Below are 17730 nucleotides of genomic sequence, written 5' to 3' on the forward strand. Positions count from 1 at the left end.
TGGCCGCACCGGCGGCCAGCCCCGGACGCGGGGGCCGCCGACCGGCGCGCACGGCAGCGACGGCGTCGGCGAACTCACCGCCGTTGCCGTAGCGCTGACGCGGGTCCTTGCTCATCGTGATCTCGATGAGCTCACGGACACCCGACGGCATGTTCGCCGGCAGCGGCGGGGGCGTCTCGCGGATGTGCTTCATCGCCACGGTGATCGCACCGTCGCCCAGGAACGGACGGCGGCCGGTCAGGGCCTCGTACCCGACCACACCGAGCGAGTACACGTCCGACGCGGCAGTCGCCTCGTCACCGGTGGCCTGCTCGGGCGAGATGTACTGGGCGGTACCCATCACCATGCCGGTCTGGGTCACCGGTGCTGCGTCGACGGCCTTCGCGATGCCGAAGTCGGTGATCTTCACCTGGCCGGTCGGCGTGATGAGGATGTTGCCGGGCTTCACGTCCCGGTGGACGAGGCCGGCGCTGTGGGCGGCCTGCAGGGCACGACCGGTCTGCTCGAGCATGTCGAGGGTGTTGGTCAGCGAGAGCCGACCCATCCGCGAGATGACCGAGTTCAGCGGCTCGCCGTCGACGAGCTCCATGACCAGGTACGCCAGCGGTTCGCCGCCGCCACGGTCCGGTGTCTCGCCGTAGTCGAAGACGTTCGCGATGCCGGGGTTGTTCAGCATTGCGGTGGTCTGGGCCTCGATCCGGAACCGCGCGGTGAACTCCGGGTCGTTGGAGTACTCGGCCTTGAGCACCTTGACCGCGACCCGACGGTTGAGTCGGGTGTCGAGGGCCTCCCAGACCTGCCCCATGCCGCCGGTCGCGATCAGACGCATCAGGCGGTAGCGGTCGGCGATGATGGTCCCACTCTGGAGTGTCATCCGCTTGCACCTCCCACCAGCGCATTGATCACTGCTCGTCCGATCGGGGCGGCGACCGCACCGCCCGTGGATGCCGCACCCGGGTCGCCGTTCTCCACCACGACGGCCACCGCGATCCGCGCGTTGGCCGACGGTCCGAAGGCGATGTACCAGGAGTACGGCGTCTCCCCGCCCGATGACGTCGAGTGTTCGGCGGTGCCGGTCTTCGACGCGATCGACACGGGTCCGCCTGCGCCCGTGGTGCTGCGCTCGGACTCGATCATCATGGAGGTCAATGTGGCCGCCTCGGTCGAGCTGATCGGCTCGTTGATGGTCGACGGTTGTGTCGTCTGCAGGGTACGCAAGTCCGGAGCCTGAAGCTTGTCGACCAGGTAGGGCTGCATCCGCACGCCGCCGTTGGCAACGGTCGCGGCGATCATCGCGTTCTCCATCGGGGTCACCCGCACGTCGCGCTGGCCGATGGAGGCCTGCCCGAGCGCGGCGAGGTCGGGGATCTCACCGACGGTCGACCGCGAGACCGGCAGCGGCGTGTCGGGCTGCTTCTCGTCCAGGCCGAAGCGGTTCGCGGTGTCGGAGAAGGTGCTGATCGGGTCGCGCATCTTGCTCGTGGTGAGGTCGACGAACGCCGTGTTGCACGAGTACTTGAAGGCCTGGACCAGGGAGACCGAGCCGCCGGCCGACGCCGGGCAGGTCTGGCCGCCGTAGTTGGTGAGGTCGACCTCGGTGCCGGGCAACTGGATTCGCGACGACGCGGTGAGTCGGACGTCGGGCTTGACCCCGTCCCGCAGCGCCGACGCCGTGGTCACGACCTTGAACGTCGAGCCCGGCGGGTAGAGCTGGTTGATCGCGCGGTTCAGCATCGGCGAGTTGAGATCGTCGGCCTGGTTCCACTGCGTCCAGCTGTTCTCGCGGACGGCCTGGTCGTGGCTGGCGAGCTTGTTGGGGTCGTAGCTGGGCGTCGACACCATCGCGAGGATCTTGCCGGTGTTGGGCTGCAAGGCGACGACCGCACCGCGGCAGCCGCCCTCGCACCCGTCCCGCATCGAGTTGTAGGCCACCCGTTGCAGTTTCGGGTCGATGGTCGTGACCACGTTGCCGCCGCGTGGGTCACGACCGGAGAACATGTCGATGAACCGCTGGCCGAACAGACGGTCGTCGTTGCCGTTGAGGATCGAGTTCTCGTACTGCTCGGTGGCCGAACTGCCGTACTGGAACGAGAAGTACCCGGTCACCGGTGCGAACGCCGACGCCGTACCCGGCGGGTAGGTGCGCAAGAACTTGAGTCGACTGTCGGTGGGCACCGACACCGCGATCACCGTGCCGCCGGCCGTGATCGCACCGCGTTGCCGCGAGTACTCGTCGAGCAGCACGCGGTTGTTACGCGGATCCGCCCGCAGCGCATCGGCTTTGAAGACCTGCACGTAGGTGGCGTTGGCCAGGAGCGCGACGATCAGCAGGATCACCGCGATCGAGACTCGTTGGATCGGTTTGTTCATCCGCGCCGCACCGCCTGGGTCGGCATCGACTCGAGCGACTTGGGTGCCGGCTTCCGCTTGCCGGGTTCGGGCTCACGTGCCGCGTTCGAGATCCGGATCAGCAACGCGACCAGGATGTAGTTGGCCAACAGCGACGAACCGCCGTAGGACAGGAACGGCGTGGTCAGTCCCGTCAGCGGGATCAGCTTGGTCACGCCACCGACTACCACGAAGATCTGCACGGCGATGGTGAACGAGAGCCCCGTCGCCAACAGCTTGCCGAAGCTGTCGCGCACCGCGACACCGGTGCGCAGGCCGCGCATGATGAAGATCAGATAGAGAGTCAGGATCGCCGCGAGGCCGACGAGGCCGAGTTCCTCACCGATGGTCGAGATGATGAAGTCGGTGTTGGCGAACGGCACGATGTTCGGGCGCCCGGAGCCCAGACCGGTGCCGAACAGACCTCCGGTCGCGAGCCCGAACAAGCTCTGCCCGATCTGATATCCCGATCCGTCGAAGTCGGCGAACGGGTCCTGCCACACCTCGACACGAGTCTGCAGGTGGGTGAACAACTGGTAGGCGACCAGTGCGCCGACCACGAACAGGGTGAGTCCGAGGACCAACCAACTGGCGCGTTCGGTGGCGACGTAGACCATTGTCAGCATCGTCGTGAAGATGAGCAGCGAGGTACCGAGATCGGACTCGAAGGCCAGCACGCCGATGGCGATCACCCACGCCGCCAGCAGCGGGCCGAGGTCGCGGGCGCGCGGGAAGTCCATGCCGAGGAAGTGCTTTCCGGCGGTCGTGAACAGGTCGCGCTTGGACACCAGGAATGCGGCGGTGAAGATGATGATGAGGATCTTCGAGAACTCGCCGGGCTGGATGTTGAAGAGCGGCGTGCGAATCCAGATCTTGGAGCCGTTGATCTCGGAGAACGCCGACGGCAGGATCGCCGGGATCGCGAGGAAGATCAAGCCGCCGAGGCCGAGCGTGTACGCATATCGCGACAGCGTCCGGTGATCGCGGATCAGGATGAGCACGGCCGAGAACGCGATGATCCCGAGGAAGGCCCACGCCAGCTGCTGGTCGGCGTTGTTGCTCTGTTCGGTCGGGTTGACGGCCTCGCCGTTGCGGCCCGATCCGAGGTCGAGGCGATGGATCAAGACGAGTCCGAGCCCGTTCAGCATCGCGACCACCGGCAGCAGCAGCGGGTCGGCATGCGGTGCATAGCGGCGGACGACGATGTGCGCCACCGCGAACAGTCCGACGTAGGCGGCGATGTACTTGAGCAGATCCCAGGTGATGCTCTGCTCCTGCGCTGTCTGCACGATCAACAGCGCGACGATCACCAGCCCGAGGGCGAATCCGAGCAGGACGAGTTCGGCGTTGCGCCCGGTGTGCTCCGGTGGCTTGCGCGGAGGTGCGTGTGTGGGATCGGTGGCTTGCGTCATCTAGTGCCCCCGACAGGTCTTGGTCCCGTCGCTGTCGTATTGCGGTGGCGACTGTTGGGACGAATCGGGGCTGTCACTGCTGGTTGACGATCCCGGCGACGGCCGGGACGACGAATTGGTGGCCGGGGCAGCGGTCGCCGCAGGCGGGGCCGGGGTGACGGCGGGGCCGCGCGGGGCCGGACGCGCCGGCACCGGTGGGGCGACGGGCTCCGGATCCGGGCACAGCGGAAGGAAGTTGAGGTGACGCACGCGGTTCTCGGCCTCGGCGAGGCCCAGGTTCTTGATCGACTTGCTGGTCACCGCGGTGCGGTCCAACTCGGCCAGATCCGAGACCTGCAGCGGCGTGCAGGTGGCGTCGCCGCCGAAGTCGGCGAACTCGATCTCGGGGGTCTCCGCATCCAGCCGGGTGACGCAAGCCTGCTGGTTACCGGAGCTGAGGTCGACGAAGAGGACCTTGTCGGGTGATCCCTGGTAGATCACCACATTGCCGTCTTCGGCCCGGACGAAGTAGTTGTTCTGCAGCATCGCGCGGGTCACCAGCAGACCGACGACCACCACGGCGATGATCAGCAGGGCGAGACCCGCGATCACCCACTTGCGCAACGGATGCCGGGGACGCGGCTCCTCGTCGTCGGAGAAGATCGTCGGGCGTTGCGGCTCCTCGGGCGGCGGGCGCAGGGCCGCTGCCCGACCGGCTGCAGTCGCCGGGTTGGGCACGTATGCCTCGTCGTCGCCCGCGGCGCCGCCGAGGATCGGCCGGGATTCGCCGTACTCGGTGTCGACCACGTCGGCGACGATGACGGTCACGTTGTCGGGACCACCGCCCCGCAGCGCTAGCTCGATCAGCCGGTCGGCGCATTCACGATGATCCGCGATGGAGCCGAGGGTGTCGGCGAGCGTCTCCTCGGTCACCACGTCGGACAGACCGTCGCTGCAGAGCAGATAGCGATCGCCGGCGCGTGCCTCGCGGATGGTCAGCGTGGGCTCGACCTCGGTGCCCGTCAGCGCGCGCATGATCAGCGACCGCTGCGGATGTGTGTGTGCCTGCTCGGCGGTGATCCGACCGTCCTCGACCAGCGTCTGGACGAAGGTGTCGTCGCGGGTGATCTGGGTCAGTTGCTCGTCGCGGTAGAGGTAGCCGCGTGAGTCGCCGATGTGGCAGAGGCCGATGCGGCTGCCCGCGAACAGGATCGCGGTGAGCGTGGTGCCCATGCCGTCGAGTTCGGGGGCCTGCTCCACCTGGGCGGCGATCGCGGCGTTGCCGGTGTGGGTCGCGCGGTCGAGCTTGTCGAGCAGATCGCCGCCGGGTTCGTCGTCGTCGAGGGTCCGCAGCGCCTGGATGACCAGCTGGCTGGCGACCTCACCGGCCGCGTGGCCGCCCATGCCGTCGGCGAGTGCGAGCAGGCGGGCACCGGCGTACACCGAGTCCTCGTTGTTGGATCGCACGAGACCGCGATCGCTGCGCGCTATGTAGCGCAACACCAGTGTCACGGGCGCAACTCGATCACGGTCTTGCCGATGCGGATCGGCGTGTTCAAGGGGACCCGCACCGCAGTGGTCACCTTGCCGCGGTCCAGATACGTGCCGTTGGTGGACCCGAGGTCCTCCACGTACCAGTCGTCACCGCGCGGCGACAGGCGTGCATGGCGCTCCGATGCGTAGTCGTCGGTGAGCACGAGGGTCGAGTCGTCGGCGCGTCCCAGCAGCACGGGCTGGGCGCCCAGGGTGATCCGGGTGTTGGCCAGGGCGCCGTGCGTCACCACCAGATGCCGTGCGGAGCCCTTTGCGCGTTCGGTGCGCCGACGCCGGTCACCACCGCCGGAGTATCGCCGCAGCGGTGACCCGCCGGCGGCCGCGATGTCGGCGCGCAACGTACGGATCGCGGCATAGACGAACAGCCAGAGCAGGAGCAGGAACCCGATACGGGTCAACTGCAGCACCAAGCCCTGCATCTACGTCCTCACCTCCAGCGCCGTCACATCGCGATCGACTTGTTCCACCCCAGGTGCCGGCCGAAACAGCGGACCCGACTGCATCTTATGGGGAGAACGCCCGAACGCCGCCATTGAGATGTGACAGTTCAGTATCAACGGGCGGTTCCCTGGTGAGGGAACCGCCGACGTCGGTTGTGGGCTACTGGAACCGGACGGTGATGTCCGAGTGGCCGACCCGGATGCGGTCGCCGTCGGCGAGCTCCCAGCTGCTGACCTGCAGGTCGTTGACGGTGGTGCCGTTGGTCGAGTTGAGATCGGTCAGCATCGCGGTGCCGCCGTCCCAGCGGATCTCGACGTGGCGGCGGGACACGCCGGTGTCGGGGAGCCGGAACTGTGCGTCCTGGCCGCGCCCGATGACGTTGGAGCCCTCACGCAGCGAGAAGGTGCGGTTGCTGCCGTCCTCGAGGAGAAGTGTGATCGCGGTCGGCGCGTAGCCGGCCGCCGGTCGACCGTAGCCCTGGTCGTAGCCGTAGTTGGCGGGCGCGCCGCCGCCGTAGCCGCCGCCCTGCGGTGCGTAGCCCTGGTCGTAGCCACCCTGCTGGTAGCCGCCCTGGTCGTAACCCGGCTGCTGGCCGTACCCCTGGTCGTATCCGGGCTGTGCGTACTGCTGGTCGTAGCCGCCACCCTGCTGCTGGTAGTCGTACGCCTGCTGGCCGTAGCCGCCCTGGTCGTAAGCGGGCTGCTGGCCGTACCCCTGGTCGTATCCGGGCTGTGCGTACTGCTGGTCGTAGGCGCCCTGCTGGCCGTATCCCTGCTGCGCGTAGCCCTGGTCGTATCCGGGCTGCTGGCCGTAGCCACCCTGCTGGTAGTCCGCAGGTGGGTACTGTCCACCCTGGTCATACGCCGGCTCGGCGCCCCTGCGCTGGTCGTATCCGGGGGTGTGGGTCATTTCTGGGGCTCCTACTTGTCGTTGTCCACGTGGGTGGTCTGGCTGTGGCCGTGCATCGGGGCCACCCCGAGGGGCGGGCGACGATGCGGCCGCGGCCGGACGCGGTTGGGCGTCCGGATTGACCGTGCCGCGCGCACGGAAGATTCCGGTGTGCAAGGACGGCGACTGATCGAACTCTACGACGACTCTGCCGTATGTCTGCCATCCGTTGTCGTGAATGAAGTTCTCCAGATGTTTGGAGAAGGTCTTGCGATTGAGCTCGTATTCCCGGGCGATCTGTTCATGATCGGTCGGACTGAAGAGCAATACGTAACTGTTGGCCGCCAGCAACGACCCGTCGCCGAGATCCTCGAGCGACTCCTCGGCCTCACGTTGCAGGCCGTTCTCTATCTCCTGGGGAGCAACCTCACCGCCGAACACACGGGCGAAACCGTCGTCGACGGCGCCCTCGAGCTTGCGCTCGATTCGTTGCAGGATTCCCACCGCCGACCTCCCTCCCCGGTCTCTGGCGTGTCGTCGTGCATATACCGTCGTTTGATGATACCGATTGTGACCCTTTCGGGGGTCGCCAAGTCAACTGCTGCACCGCGCGTCACATCCGCATCAGCGCGATGATGCTCGAGAAGCTGCCGCGATGAGCGTGTGACCAGCGATTTCACCACGCTTTGCCAGCGTGAACCCGCGCAATGTGATCCGGAACGCGTTCATTCGGGCGGGCTGTAATCCGTGATTCGCGACGAATCGGTGCCATTTTGATGCTCGCACGGGAGTGCAGTGGGTCGTAGGACTCGCGGCCTGTTCGGATGGGTGACCGACCGCCGCGGGCCGATCACGCCGACGCGGGTGCCACACCACCCGCGTCGGACGAGAGGGTCCGCGTCGATCGCCGTTCGCGGATTTTCGACGGGCCTGAGGTGCGTGCTAACCTCGTCGGGTTGCCCGAGAGATCGGGAGACCCACGGGCGAGTGGCGGAATGGCAGACGCGCTGGCTTCAGGTGCCAGTGTCCTTCGGGACGTGGGGGTTCAAGTCCCCCTTCGCCCACCACACACGAGAGCCAGGCTGATCTGATCAGCCTGGCTCTCGTCGTATCCGACAGCCGGTCGCATGTCGCATCCGACGATGGCGGTGCAGTGCGCGAGCGCCGCGGTCGGCAACACCCTGATAACGAAAGCGGCCAAAGGCTTTCGGGACCGTACGGATGAACGGCAGGATCTGCGGTCATGCGAATTCGACCGCGCCTGCTCGTCGGTGCCCTTGCCCTCACCGTCGTCGCGAGTGCCCTCACCGCGCCCGGCGCCGAGGCCGCGCCTTTGCGGTACGCGGCGCTCGGGGCGTCGTACTCCGCAGGTGTCGGGATCCCGCCATCGGCGCCGGGGAGCCCCGCCGGCTGCGGACGCTCCACCAAGAACTTCCCACGGTTGGTCGCTGCAGCGAAGGGCTACAGCCTCACCGACGTGAGCTGTGGCGGTGCGCGGACCGAGAACCTCACGACCAGCCAGCTCGCCGGCCAACCGCCGCAGTACAACGCGCTGAGCGCCGACACGGACATCGTGACCCTGACGATCGGGTACAACGACGGCAACGTCTACTCCGGAGGCATCGCCGACTGTCGGTCGTCCTCGTCGACGGGGAGTCTCGGCAGCCTCGGGAGTAGCGGCAGCCTGGGCAGTGGGAGTCTCGGTGGCTCCCAGGCGATCCCATGCGAAGTGGTCGCCGGTCCGCGGTACTCGGCGGCGATCCAGACGACCGGCCTCGCGATCGCCCGGGCACTCGACGGCATCAAGTCGCGAGCGCCGTCGGCACGGATCCTCGTGGTCGGCTACCCGGCCATCTACCCGTCGTCGGGCAATTGCCCCACCCGCAACCCGTTCTCCCGTGAGAACACCGCATTCCTGGATCGACTGGAACGACAGCTGAACTCGATGCTCGCCACCCAGGCGCGTGCCGCAGGCGCGACCTTCGTCGACACCTACGCGCGGACCGTCGGCCACGACTCGTGCAAGCTCCCGGGTATCCGCTGGGTCGAGCCGTACAGCAATCCGATCGGCGCGCTCCGGCTGCACCCGAACGCCGCCGGACATCGGGCGATGGCCCGCGCGGTGTCCGCCGCGATCGGCTGAGTCGGCCAGTCCACCCGACCCTCACGTACGTTCGTCCGCCCCGAACTTCCTCTTCCGCCGGCTGCAGGGTGCGGAAGGAGCAGTTCGGGGCGGAAGAACGAAGCCGACGGTACGGCCGCCACCGTATCGGCCATCAGAACCGATGTCGCAGTTCGCATATCAGACCCGCCGGCAGTACCGCCACCTGGGCCCGAGTAAGGTGACCCTGCGCGAACGGGAAGTCGGTGCGAATCCGGCGCTGCCCCGCAACTGTGAGGTCGATGAGACCGCAGCCAGATACCGCCGCGCGAACCAAGTTCTCGGCACGGTCACGCGGGTTGACCTCCGGGTGTGGGCGGCGATGACGCCTGCCCTCGTTGTCTCCTCTGGTCGTGTCATGTCGCGACGGGAGACATTGTTCTGATGACCATCACCACCACGGCGGACGTGAGTCGGCGGGCCTTCCTGGGCGGTGCGCTCGGGTTGGCAGGCACTCTCGCGTTCGCCGGGTGCGGCTCGGGAAGCTCGAGTCCCGCCGGCCGCTTCACCGCCATGTACGAGGGTTCCGGGGCGAGCGAGACGATCGACCCGGGGACCGGGACCATGTTCATCGACGAGGCTCGTATCAAGCACATCTACGACGGGCTCTTCGAGATCGACTCTCGGATGAGAGCCATCCCACGCCTGGCGGAGAACGCCGAGCCGGACCCCTCCGGAACCGTCTGGCGCCTGCGGCTGCGCGAGGCGGACTGGCACGACGGTGGACCGCTGACCGCCGACGATGTCATGTTCACTCTCTCCCGAATCCTGGGTCGGCAGACCGAGGCGCAACCATTTGTCGCAGCCACCACGCTGTCCGCCATCGACCTGCCGAACTCCCGAACGCTGGATGCGCGGACCGTTGAGCTGCGACTTCGCGAGCCCTCGTTCGACCTGCCCACCCAGCTCGCCTCGTACGGCACTCGCATCGTGAAGGCCGGGACGCGGGACTTCACGCGTCCCAACGGGACGGGGCCGTTTCGATTTCGATCGTTCACCCCTGGCCGCGAATTCGTCGCCGACAGGAATCCTGACCACTGGGACGGGTCGCCGAGGATCGACGCGCTCCGTGTCCTCAGCACCGGCGCCGAGGCACGACTGGCGGCGATCCGCGGCCGGCAGGCCGACTTCGTCGACAACCTGTCGCCGGCGGCCCAGCGAACTCTGCGTGGAGACGACGGGGTGACCGTGCACTCGACTCCGAACAGCGGGATCCTCTATTTCGCGATGAAGACGCAGCGGGCGCCGTTCGCCTCTGCCGACGTCCGCCGAGCGATGATGGCGATGATCGATCGCGAAGAGCTGGTGAGGGTGGCCCTCCAGGGCTCCGGCGAGACCTCCGACGATGTGTTCGGCCGGGGGTACCAGTACTACGCAGACGATCTGCCCGCGCACACACATGATCCTGATCGCGCGAAGGCACTCCTGAGAGCTGCCGGCGCCGACGATCTGGCGTTCGAGCTGTTCGTTGCCCCGGTCGCCGGCGGGTTCGTCGAAGCCGCACATCTCGTGGCCCGGCAGGCCCGCGCGATCGGGGTGGACGTGAAAGTGACGATCGGCTCCAAGGACACGTACTACACCGAGGCCCTGACGAAGGGCGACATGACGATGGGCCAATCGGGACCCCTGGCGATCCCGTATCACTTCGGCTCCCGTCTGATCAGCAGCGCACCGAAGAACTTCACCCAGTGGTCTGACCCACGGTTCGATCAGCTCTACGCAGCCGCCCAGCGAGAGCGATCGGTGGACGCCCGTACGCGCATCTATCACGACATGCACGAGATCCTGCACGACCGTGGGGGATTCATCTTCTGGGCGACCACGCCGTGGTTGACCGCCTATCGATCCGGGGTGCGCAATGCTCCGCACGGAGTACCCAACGCCCATGACTGGGCTCGCTTCCCCGAGGTGATCGCATGACGAGCGGACGGCCGACCACACAGGAGGCGGTCGACTGGCTCGCACGCTGGGATCTGCAGCAGGGCCACTACATGCCCGACCGCGAAGAGCGATTCGACACGCTCATCGACATCGTCGAAGAGGTGGTCGACCGCACGGATCCGCTCGTCGTCGATCTCGGGACCGGCCCGGGTTCGCTGGCGCACCGGGTCATCGATCGCATCCCCGGCGCGCGCGTCGTCGGGGTGGATGCGGACCCGCTGCTGCTCGATCTCGGGACGATCGCGCGGCCCGACCACCGAATCCGCACCGTGCTGACCGACATCCGCGAACCGGGCTGGTTCAGCCGCCTCGATCTCAACCGCGCGCCCGACGTGTACGTGAGTTCGACGGCACTGCATTGGATCAACGCCGAGCCGCTACGTCAGGTGCTCGCCGAGTGCGGTCGGACCGTGGCGCCCGGCGGTCTGTTCGTGGACGCCGACCACCTCTACGAGGGTGATCGTGCACCCCGGCTCGACGGCGTGCTCCGCGCGCTGACCGATCGTCGGGCTCGTCGCCGAGGAACGCGGCAAGACGAAGACTGGCAGCGATGGTGGGAGGCTGTCGAAGAAGCACCGGAGCTGGCCGACCTCGTTGCGGCGCGCGCTGGCGGATTCGACCACGTCGTCACCGAGAAGCCCACCGTGTACGACTATCTGACCTTCCTGCGCGACGGCGGATTCGCCGAGGCGGGAACCGCGTGGCAGGTCGGTGACGATCGCATAATCGTGGCAATCAAGTGAACTGTTCCAGACGGCGATGACGCCGGGCCGGTTCGCTCTTCGGCGCGTCGGGATAGCCGTGCTACAGGTCGGGATCCTGTTGGCTCTGGTCTTCGTCCTGTCGCTGTGGCTTCCCGGTGACGCCGCAGACGTGCAGGGCGGGGACTTCAGCAGCGCGGCGCAGCGCGCCGAGTCACGCCGGATACTCGGCCTCGATGTCGCTCCGCTGCAACGATTCCTCGAGTGGTGTGGACATGCACTGACCGGCGATCTCGGCATCTCGTTCACCCAGGGCAGACCCGTGTGGGAGGTCATCGAGCAGCCGCTGGTGTCCTCTGCCGTACTCGCCCTGATGACAACGCTGCTGCTCATCCCGATTGCCGGAGTTGCGGGGTTCGTGGCCGGACTGAAGCCGGACTCGTGGTGGGACCGTGCGATCACGACCGTGGCCATCGTCGCCGATTCGGTTCCCGACTACGTGCTCGCGCTCGTCTTGATCGCATATCTCGCGGTGGAAGCGGGTTGGTTCCCGGCAACTTTCGCGGGAATGGACCCGTCGGACGTGATGGCACAGCCTGCGGTGTTGGTGCTGCCGCTGCTGGTCATGGTCTGCCGCGTCGCGGCGCCGTTGGTCCGGCTGATACGCGCAGGCGTCATCGACGAGATGACGAAGCCCTATGTGATCCAAGCACGTCGACTCGGTGTTCCACGCTGGTCGCTCCTCACTAGGCACGTCGCACCCAACGCGCTGGGGCCCGCCATGCAAGACCTCGGGCGGACTGGAGACAGCCTGTTGTCGGGTGTCCTCATCGTCGAGGCGGTGTTCGTGGTGCCCGGGGTGGCGACCACACTGATGGACGGGATCGGGAACCGGGACCAACCGGTGGTGCTGGCGATCGTGCTGATCACCGGGCTCGTCGCGATCGTCGTCAATGCAGGCATCGACGTGGCCGGCCGTCGGATGGTTCCGGCGCAGGTGCGCACGTGAAGCCCCGATCGTCGGCGTCGGATAGGCCCGATCACCGGTGGAGACCGACTCCGCGGCGAGCGATCGCTATGCTGCTCATGGCGATTCCGCTGTGCATGGTCGCCATCGGGCCGTGGCTGGCCCGCTCCGCCCCATCGGTCAGCCAGGCCCCGTTCGGGCCTTCCACGTGGTCACCGTTCGGCACCGACCGACTCGGCCGCGATGTCCTCGCCGCGGCTCTCGAAGGCGGACGGCCACTGGTCGTCACCACCGGCGTCACCGTGGCGATCGCGTACCTGATCGGAGCAACCATCGGGATGGTCGCAGCGTCGACCACGCGGCCGGTCGTAGAGGACCTGGTGATGAGGCCCGTCGACGTGCTGCTGTGCGTGCCTTCCCTCCTCGTCGTCCTGGTCGTCGCGCTGCGTACGGACGGATCGCGGGTGGCCATCGCAGCCGCTGTTGCCGCAGTTCTGATTCCGCCGATAGCCCGCTTCATAAGGATGGCTGCCCGCAACGTGGTCCAGAGTCCGGCGATGGAGACATTGCGGTTGCAGGGTGTCGGCGCAGTCGAGAGGTACGCAGGCTTCGGACGCCGTCGTCTGGCCGGTCCGATCGCAGCCGATGTCGGTGTGCGCCTGATCGCCGCGCTGTACATCCTCTCCTCGGCCAATTTCCTCGGCATCGGATTCGACACGACGTCGACCGACTGGGCGGTGGCGGTGGCGGCGAACAAAGAGGGACTCTTCGTCGCTCCCTGGTCGGTGTACCTGCCCGCTCTGCTCATCATCTCGCTTGCCCTGGGCACCAATCTGATGCTGGACGAGCAGCTCGCGCGCCGCAGGTGGTTGCATCTGGGTCAGGCGGGCGAAGCCGATCGGCCGGCGCCCGTTGATGTCCGGGAGGTCGGATGATCGAGGAGCGCAAGCCGGGTCGCGGGTGTGTGCGGGTGCGCGGCCTGTCGGTGAGCGCTGGTGACGAGACGATCGTCGCGGGAATCGACCTCGACGTGATGGCGGGGCGAGTGCTGACGCTCGTCGGTCCGTCGGGCGCAGGCAAGTCCACCATCGCAGCCGCGGTGGCAGGTGTGCTGCCCCAGCATCTCCGACCAGGTGGTTCGATTGCGGTCGATCCCGGGATCCGTGTCGCTCATCTGCCGCAGGATGCCGCGCTCACGCTCAACCCGGCACGTCGCATCGGGGCGAGCCTCGGCGAACTGGTGACCATCCACGGGGCACCACCGCGGCGATGGCGGCGCAGACGACAGTGGCGAAGCGACAACGTGGATGCGCTGCTGACAAGGGTCGGACTTCCGGCGGAGACACAGAATCGACGTCTCTGGACTCGACGGTTTCCGTCGCAGTTCTCCGGTGGACAACGAACACGCTTGGCCCTGGCGCACGTTCTGGCCACGCGGCCCGATGTGCTCGTTCTCGACGAGCCCTCCAATGGGTTGGATGCGATCAGTCGGCAGCGACTGATCGAGGCGTTGGCAGATCTTCGTGACCACGGGACCGCCCTGCTCCTGGTCACCCATGATGAGCGTATCGCCGCCGAACTCGGCGATGACGTGATCTCGATCAGTGACGGCCGCATCCGACCCCACTTCGCCCCTGGGACCGGAGTGAGGATGCCCGCCCCGAATCGCGTGTGTAACGGCAACACAGAACCGGAGAACCGAGCCCCGACCCTTGCAGTCGATCACCTCCGGGTCCGGATCGCAGGAGACGATGTACTGGCGGGTCCGTCGTTCTCGGCAGCGTCGGGAGAGTTGATCGGACTGGTCGGAGCATCTGGGTCCGGCAAGACCACGATCCTGCGGTCCATCGCGGGTCTGGTGCCGATCGCGGGTGGCACGGTGGAGTTCGACGGGGTCCCCTTGCGCCGGCTTGCACGGCGTTCGTCGTCGACGATGGGTGACATCCAGTACGTATGCCAAGAGGTCAGGGCTTCGTTCGAACCGGACCGCCCGATTCTGCACCAGGTGGCGAGGACCGCCATCCGGCTCCGGGGGACGGCTCCTCAGATCGCGCATGCCGAGGCCGCCGACATCCTCCACGACCTGGGTCTGAGCCCGGATGAGATCCGACGACCGCCTGACGGCCTGTCCGGCGGGCAACTGCGCCGGGCCGCGCTCGCTCGGGCGCTCGTGGCCCGACCACGACTCCTCCTCTGCGATGAAGTCACCACCGGAGTAGAAGCGGGACTGGCGGATTCGCTCCTGCGACTCTTGGCGGATCGGTGTCGGGACGCCGGGATGACCCTGCTGGTGGCCGGTCACGATCTCCGAAGTCTGCTCGCGCGGGTCGACCGCCTCATCGTGGTCGATGGCGGTCGTGTGACCGATGATCTCCCGGCCGGCGAGTGGTCGCACGCATCGCCGACGTTGCGTCGGCTCCTGGCCGCGGACGGTGTGCCCCCTGTGGGGACCGTCGCCGACAGCGACTGAGATCGTCCCCCTCCGGCATCACCGAGGGCAATATGCCCTCGGCCCAACCTGAGGGGGACGATCTCAGCAGCAATCCGGCAGCACCCGGCTATCACACCCCTGCCGACAGCTCCGCGAACGCTCCCCGATACCGCGCGGCGGGATGCCGGTCGGGGAGTCTGTCGGAGCCGAAGAGCTTGGCCCGCGCCGTCCCCGACGCATACTCCTTCTGTGCCAGCCCGCGTTCCTGCAGCACCGGGACCACGTGGTCGATGAATTCGACGTAGCTTCCCGGGATGGTGGCGTTGACCACGTTGATCCCGTCGACACCGGCGTCACGCCATCGCTGTAGCTCGTCGGCGATCTGCTCCGGCGTCCCGACGACCCGTGAGTTGCGCCCCTGCACCCGACCGAGGTCTTCGATGGTGGCCTCGCGACCGTGCACCGACTCCCGCGCCCAGTCGAGCACGCTGCGCACACCGTCGGTCTCGATCTCACCGAGCGGGGTGTCGATGGGATGGCTGCCGAAGTCGACGCCGATCGCGCCGCTCAGGTGGGCGATCATGCCGTCGAGGTCGATGTTCTCCTCGAGTTCGGCTTCCTTGCGCCGCGCCTCTTCCTCGGTGCTCCCGATGACGAAATGCAGTCCCTGGAAGAACTTGAGGTCGTGCGGATCCCGTCCGTACTGCGGAAGCCGCGCACGCGTGTCGTCGACCAGCAGCTTGGCGGCGTCCGGACCGGGCGAGATGATGAACTGCGCCTCGGCGTTGCGGGCCGCGAACTCCCGGCCCGCCCCGGATGAGCCGGCCTGGAACAGCACCGGTGTCCGCTGTGGCGACGGTGCCACCAGATGCGGACCCTCCACGCGATACCGCTTGCCCTCGTGGAAGATCTTGTGCACCTTCGCCGGATCGGCATGGAGGCCGGCCTTCTTGTCCTGCAACAGGGCACCGTCGTCCCAGGAACCCTCCCACAGCTTGTAGACGACGTCGGTGTACTCGTCGGCCCACACGTACCGTTCGTCGTGCTCTTCGAGACCGTCGTAGCCGAAGTTGCGGGCCGCGTTGGCCAATCCGCTGGTCACGATGTTCCAGGCGATTCGACCGTTCGTCGCGTGGTCGAGGGTGGAGATCCGCCGTGCGAAGTTGAACGGATGTTCCTGCAGCACAGAGCTGGTGATCGCGATACCGATGTCCGAGGTGCTGTGCGCGATCGCCGACGCGATGACCGACGGATCGTTGCTGGGGATCTGCAGACCGGACTCGACGTACTTGCGGTACCCGCCGTCGTAGTCGCCGTAGAGGCCGACGACATCGGCGAAGAAGATGAAGTCGAAGCGTCCGCGCTCCAACTCCTGCGCCAGACGAATCCAGTGATCGACCGAGTTGAAGTTGATCTGTTCGGATTCGTCTGTGCGCCATAGCCCCTGCAGGATGTGCGACGTCGTGTTCATCACGAAGGCCGAGAAGTGCAGTGGCGACCGCTGTGTCGATGACGACATGGAGATCTCCTCGACTACTTGATGATCAGTTTGCGCTGCGACGCCATGGTGAACACCGCGGCGACCACGATGACGAGACCCTTGATGATGGTCTGCGTGTAGTCCGCGGCCCCGATCTGGTTGAGACCGTTGGACAACACGGTCAGGATCAGCACACCGAGCACGGTGCGGGCGACGCTTCCCACACCGCCGGAGAGTGCGGTCCCGCCGATGACGATCGCGGCGACAGAGTCCAGCAGGATCGTCGAGCCCAGGGTCGGTCCGGCTGCGCCGAGCTGTGCGGTCAGCAACAGTCCGGCCAGGCCTGCGGTGATGCCGGAGACGATCAGCACGAAGACCTTCACCTTGCGGGTCGCCACACCGGCGAGTTCGACGACGCGCTCGTTGCCGCCAACGGCGTAGGTGTAGAGGCCGATGCGGGTGCGCCGCGAGACGAACCAGACGATCGCGAACACGATCAGGGCGATCAGGGCGGCGTTCTGCAGATTGGGGATCAGTTGGCCGATGGCGAGATTGCGGATCGCGGTGTCGGTGAAGTTGATCGTGCTCCCCTGCAGGATCGTCAGGCCGATACCCGCGAACAGTGACAGGGTGCCCAGCGTGGCGATGAACGACGGCACCCGGCCGTACGCGAAGACCACGCCGTTCAGCAGGCCGATGAGGCCGCCGACCGCGACCGCGATGACGATCGCGAGGATCGGACTCGTGACACCCGAACTGATGAGGTAGGCCACGACGGTGCCGGTCAGCAGTGCGATCGAACCGACGGAGAGGTCGATGCTGCCGGCGATCACCACCAGCGTCGCCCCAAGTGACGCCAGCAGCAGGATGCCGGCCTGGCCGCTGATGAGGGCGAAGTTCGCTGCGCTCCAGAAGGCTTCGGCCCGGATCGCGAAGAACACGATCAAGGCGACCAGCGCCGCGAGCGGCAACACGTTGCGGACGATGCCGGGCTGCTTCAGGAGGTCACGGAGGGTGTCGGCGAGACCCGGGGACGCCGGCCCGGACGACGAAGGTCCGGCGGGCGCCGGGGGAGCGGTGGTGACCGACGCAGCGGGTGTTGCTACGGCGGGGTCGGCTTGAGTGGTCATGATGTCATCCGATCGTGGTGGTCTGGAGGCCAGACTCGGTGGGAGAGAGGGTTTCGGCAGTAGTCGACTCGGCGCCCGGGATCATGAGGGCCACCAGATCGTGCTCGGCCGGTTTGGCGTCGGCGGGTGCGTCGACAGTGGTGACGAGCCGACCGTTGGTGATCACGGCGATCCGGTTGGACAGGCCGATCAGCTCGGGGAGGTCGTCGCTGACGAGGACGATGGCAGTGCCCTCGGCGGCGGCTTCGCGCAGGAGG

14 protein-coding genes, 1 tRNA gene, 1 pseudogene and 1 riboswitch are annotated in these 17730 nt (G+C 67.1%); of the genes and pseudogenes, 7 read left to right on the forward strand and 9 right to left on the reverse strand.

The features are described from left to right. The 6 genes from GS4_RS14905 to GS4_RS14930 form a co-directional block, all read right to left on the reverse strand. A partial coding sequence (locus GS4_RS14905; RefSeq protein ID WP_007621919.1) for a protein kinase domain-containing protein occupies positions 1-874 on the reverse strand: 874 nt, incomplete at its 3' end. Beyond that, positions 871-2370 carry a peptidoglycan D,D-transpeptidase FtsI family protein gene (locus GS4_RS14910; protein WP_007621920.1) on the reverse strand — a complete coding sequence of 500 codons (1500 nt, stop codon included), beginning with the start codon at positions 2368-2370 and terminating at the stop codon, positions 871-873. The genes GS4_RS14905 and GS4_RS14910, both read right to left, overlap by 4 nt. Beyond that, positions 2367-3800 (reverse strand): FtsW/RodA/SpoVE family cell cycle protein, encoded by a 1434-nt coding sequence (locus GS4_RS14915; protein WP_007621921.1) that lies wholly within the window; start codon positions 3798-3800, stop codon positions 2367-2369. Before GS4_RS14915 ends, GS4_RS14910 begins: the two co-directional genes overlap by 4 nt. Next, positions 3801-5291, reverse strand: coding sequence for a PP2C family protein-serine/threonine phosphatase (locus GS4_RS14920; RefSeq protein WP_007621922.1), 1491 nt, complete (start codon positions 5289-5291; stop codon positions 3801-3803). Then, positions 5288-5752: an FHA domain-containing protein FhaB/FipA gene (locus GS4_RS14925; protein ID WP_007621924.1), complete on the reverse strand. Its 465-nt coding sequence runs from the start codon at positions 5750-5752 to the stop codon at positions 5288-5290. Before GS4_RS14925 ends, GS4_RS14920 begins: the two co-directional genes overlap by 4 nt. A gap of 181 nt (positions 5753-5933) precedes the next feature. After that, positions 5934-7166, reverse strand: a complete 1233-nt coding sequence (locus GS4_RS14930) for an FHA domain-containing protein (protein ID WP_007621926.1) — start codon at positions 7164-7166, stop codon at positions 5934-5936. Positions 7167-7643: 477 nt separating this feature from the next. Here GS4_RS14930 and GS4_RS14935 point away from each other — a divergent pair. The 7 genes from GS4_RS14935 to GS4_RS14970 all read left to right on the forward strand — a co-directional run bounded on the left by GS4_RS14935 (position 7644) and on the right by GS4_RS14970 (position 14902). After that, positions 7644-7729: transfer RNA gene (locus GS4_RS14935), tRNA-Leu, on the forward strand. A 176-nt stretch (positions 7730-7905) separates the two neighbouring features. Continuing rightward, entirely contained in the window at positions 7906-8805 is a 900-nt protein-coding gene (locus tag GS4_RS14940; protein WP_007621927.1) for an SGNH/GDSL hydrolase family protein, read from the forward strand. A 214-nt stretch (positions 8806-9019) separates the two neighbouring features. Further along, positions 9020-9087: riboswitch (cobalamin riboswitch) on the forward strand. A gap of 120 nt (positions 9088-9207) precedes the next feature. Next, positions 9208-10743, forward strand: a complete 1536-nt coding sequence (locus GS4_RS14950; RefSeq protein WP_007621929.1) for an ABC transporter substrate-binding protein — start codon at positions 9208-9210, stop codon at positions 10741-10743. Then, positions 10740-11507 carry a class I SAM-dependent methyltransferase gene (locus GS4_RS14955; RefSeq protein ID WP_007621930.1) on the forward strand — a complete coding sequence of 256 codons (768 nt, stop codon included), beginning with the start codon at positions 10740-10742 and terminating at the stop codon, positions 11505-11507. The genes GS4_RS14950 and GS4_RS14955 overlap by 4 nt, the downstream gene beginning before the upstream one ends. A gap of 58 nt (positions 11508-11565) precedes the next feature. Continuing rightward, the gene (locus tag GS4_RS14960) at positions 11566-12474 is read left to right on the forward strand and encodes an ABC transporter permease (protein WP_245555687.1); all 909 of its coding nucleotides are present in this window, start codon (positions 11566-11568) and stop codon (positions 12472-12474) included. Between the two features lie 77 nt (positions 12475-12551). After that, positions 12552-13367 (forward strand): ABC transporter permease subunit, encoded by an 816-nt coding sequence (locus GS4_RS14965; protein ID WP_245555688.1) that lies wholly within the window; start codon positions 12552-12554, stop codon positions 13365-13367. Continuing rightward, positions 13364-14902 (forward strand): ABC transporter ATP-binding protein, encoded by a 1539-nt coding sequence (locus GS4_RS14970; RefSeq protein ID WP_007621936.1) that lies wholly within the window; start codon positions 13364-13366, stop codon positions 14900-14902. The genes GS4_RS14965 and GS4_RS14970 overlap by 4 nt, the downstream gene beginning before the upstream one ends. A gap of 91 nt (positions 14903-14993) precedes the next feature. Here GS4_RS14970 and GS4_RS14975 read toward each other — a convergent pair whose 3' ends face one another. The 3 genes and pseudogenes from GS4_RS14975 to GS4_RS14985 all read right to left on the reverse strand — a co-directional run. Further along, complete coding sequence (locus GS4_RS14975; RefSeq protein ID WP_007621938.1) at positions 14994-16382, reverse strand: LLM class flavin-dependent oxidoreductase; 1389 nt, start codon at positions 16380-16382, stop codon at positions 14994-14996. A 14-nt stretch (positions 16383-16396) separates the two neighbouring features. Beyond that, positions 16397-17473, reverse strand: a complete 1077-nt coding sequence (locus tag GS4_RS14980; protein ID WP_007621940.1) for an ABC transporter permease — start codon at positions 17471-17473, stop codon at positions 16397-16399. Between the two features lie 4 nt (positions 17474-17477). Beyond that, positions 17478-17730 (reverse strand): annotated as a pseudogene (locus tag GS4_RS14985) (sugar ABC transporter ATP-binding protein); the annotation flags it as partial.

Source organism: Gordonia soli NBRC 108243, from assembly GCF_000334455.1.
Classification (GTDB): Bacteria; Actinomycetota; Actinomycetes; order Mycobacteriales; family Mycobacteriaceae; genus Gordonia; species Gordonia soli.

Excerpts from the sequence above, each read along its gene's own strand:
- GS4_RS14970 (WP_007621936.1), top strand. The coding sequence starts at position 13,364 with ATGATCGAGGAGCGCAAGCCGGGTCGCGGGTGTGTGCGGGTGCGCGGC.
- GS4_RS14950 (WP_007621929.1), top strand. The coding sequence starts at position 9,208 with ATGACCATCACCACCACGGCGGACGTGAGTCGGCGGGCCTTCCTGGGC.
- GS4_RS14915 (WP_007621921.1), bottom strand. The coding sequence starts at position 3,800 with ATGACGCAAGCCACCGATCCCACACACGCACCTCCGCGCAAGCCACCG.
- GS4_RS14955 (WP_007621930.1), top strand. The coding sequence starts at position 10,740 with ATGACGAGCGGACGGCCGACCACACAGGAGGCGGTCGACTGGCTCGCA.
- GS4_RS14910 (WP_007621920.1), bottom strand. The coding sequence starts at position 2,370 with ATGAACAAACCGATCCAACGAGTCTCGATCGCGGTGATCCTGCTGATC.
- GS4_RS14975 (WP_007621938.1), bottom strand. The coding sequence starts at position 16,382 with ATGTCGTCATCGACACAGCGGTCGCCACTGCACTTCTCGGCCTTCGTG.
- GS4_RS14965 (WP_245555688.1), top strand. The coding sequence starts at position 12,552 with ATGGCGATTCCGCTGTGCATGGTCGCCATCGGGCCGTGGCTGGCCCGC.
- GS4_RS14980 (WP_007621940.1), bottom strand. The coding sequence starts at position 17,473 with ATGACCACTCAAGCCGACCCCGCCGTAGCAACACCCGCTGCGTCGGTC.
- GS4_RS14940 (WP_007621927.1), top strand. The coding sequence starts at position 7,906 with ATGCGAATTCGACCGCGCCTGCTCGTCGGTGCCCTTGCCCTCACCGTC.
- GS4_RS14925 (WP_007621924.1), bottom strand. The coding sequence starts at position 5,752 with ATGCAGGGCTTGGTGCTGCAGTTGACCCGTATCGGGTTCCTGCTCCTG.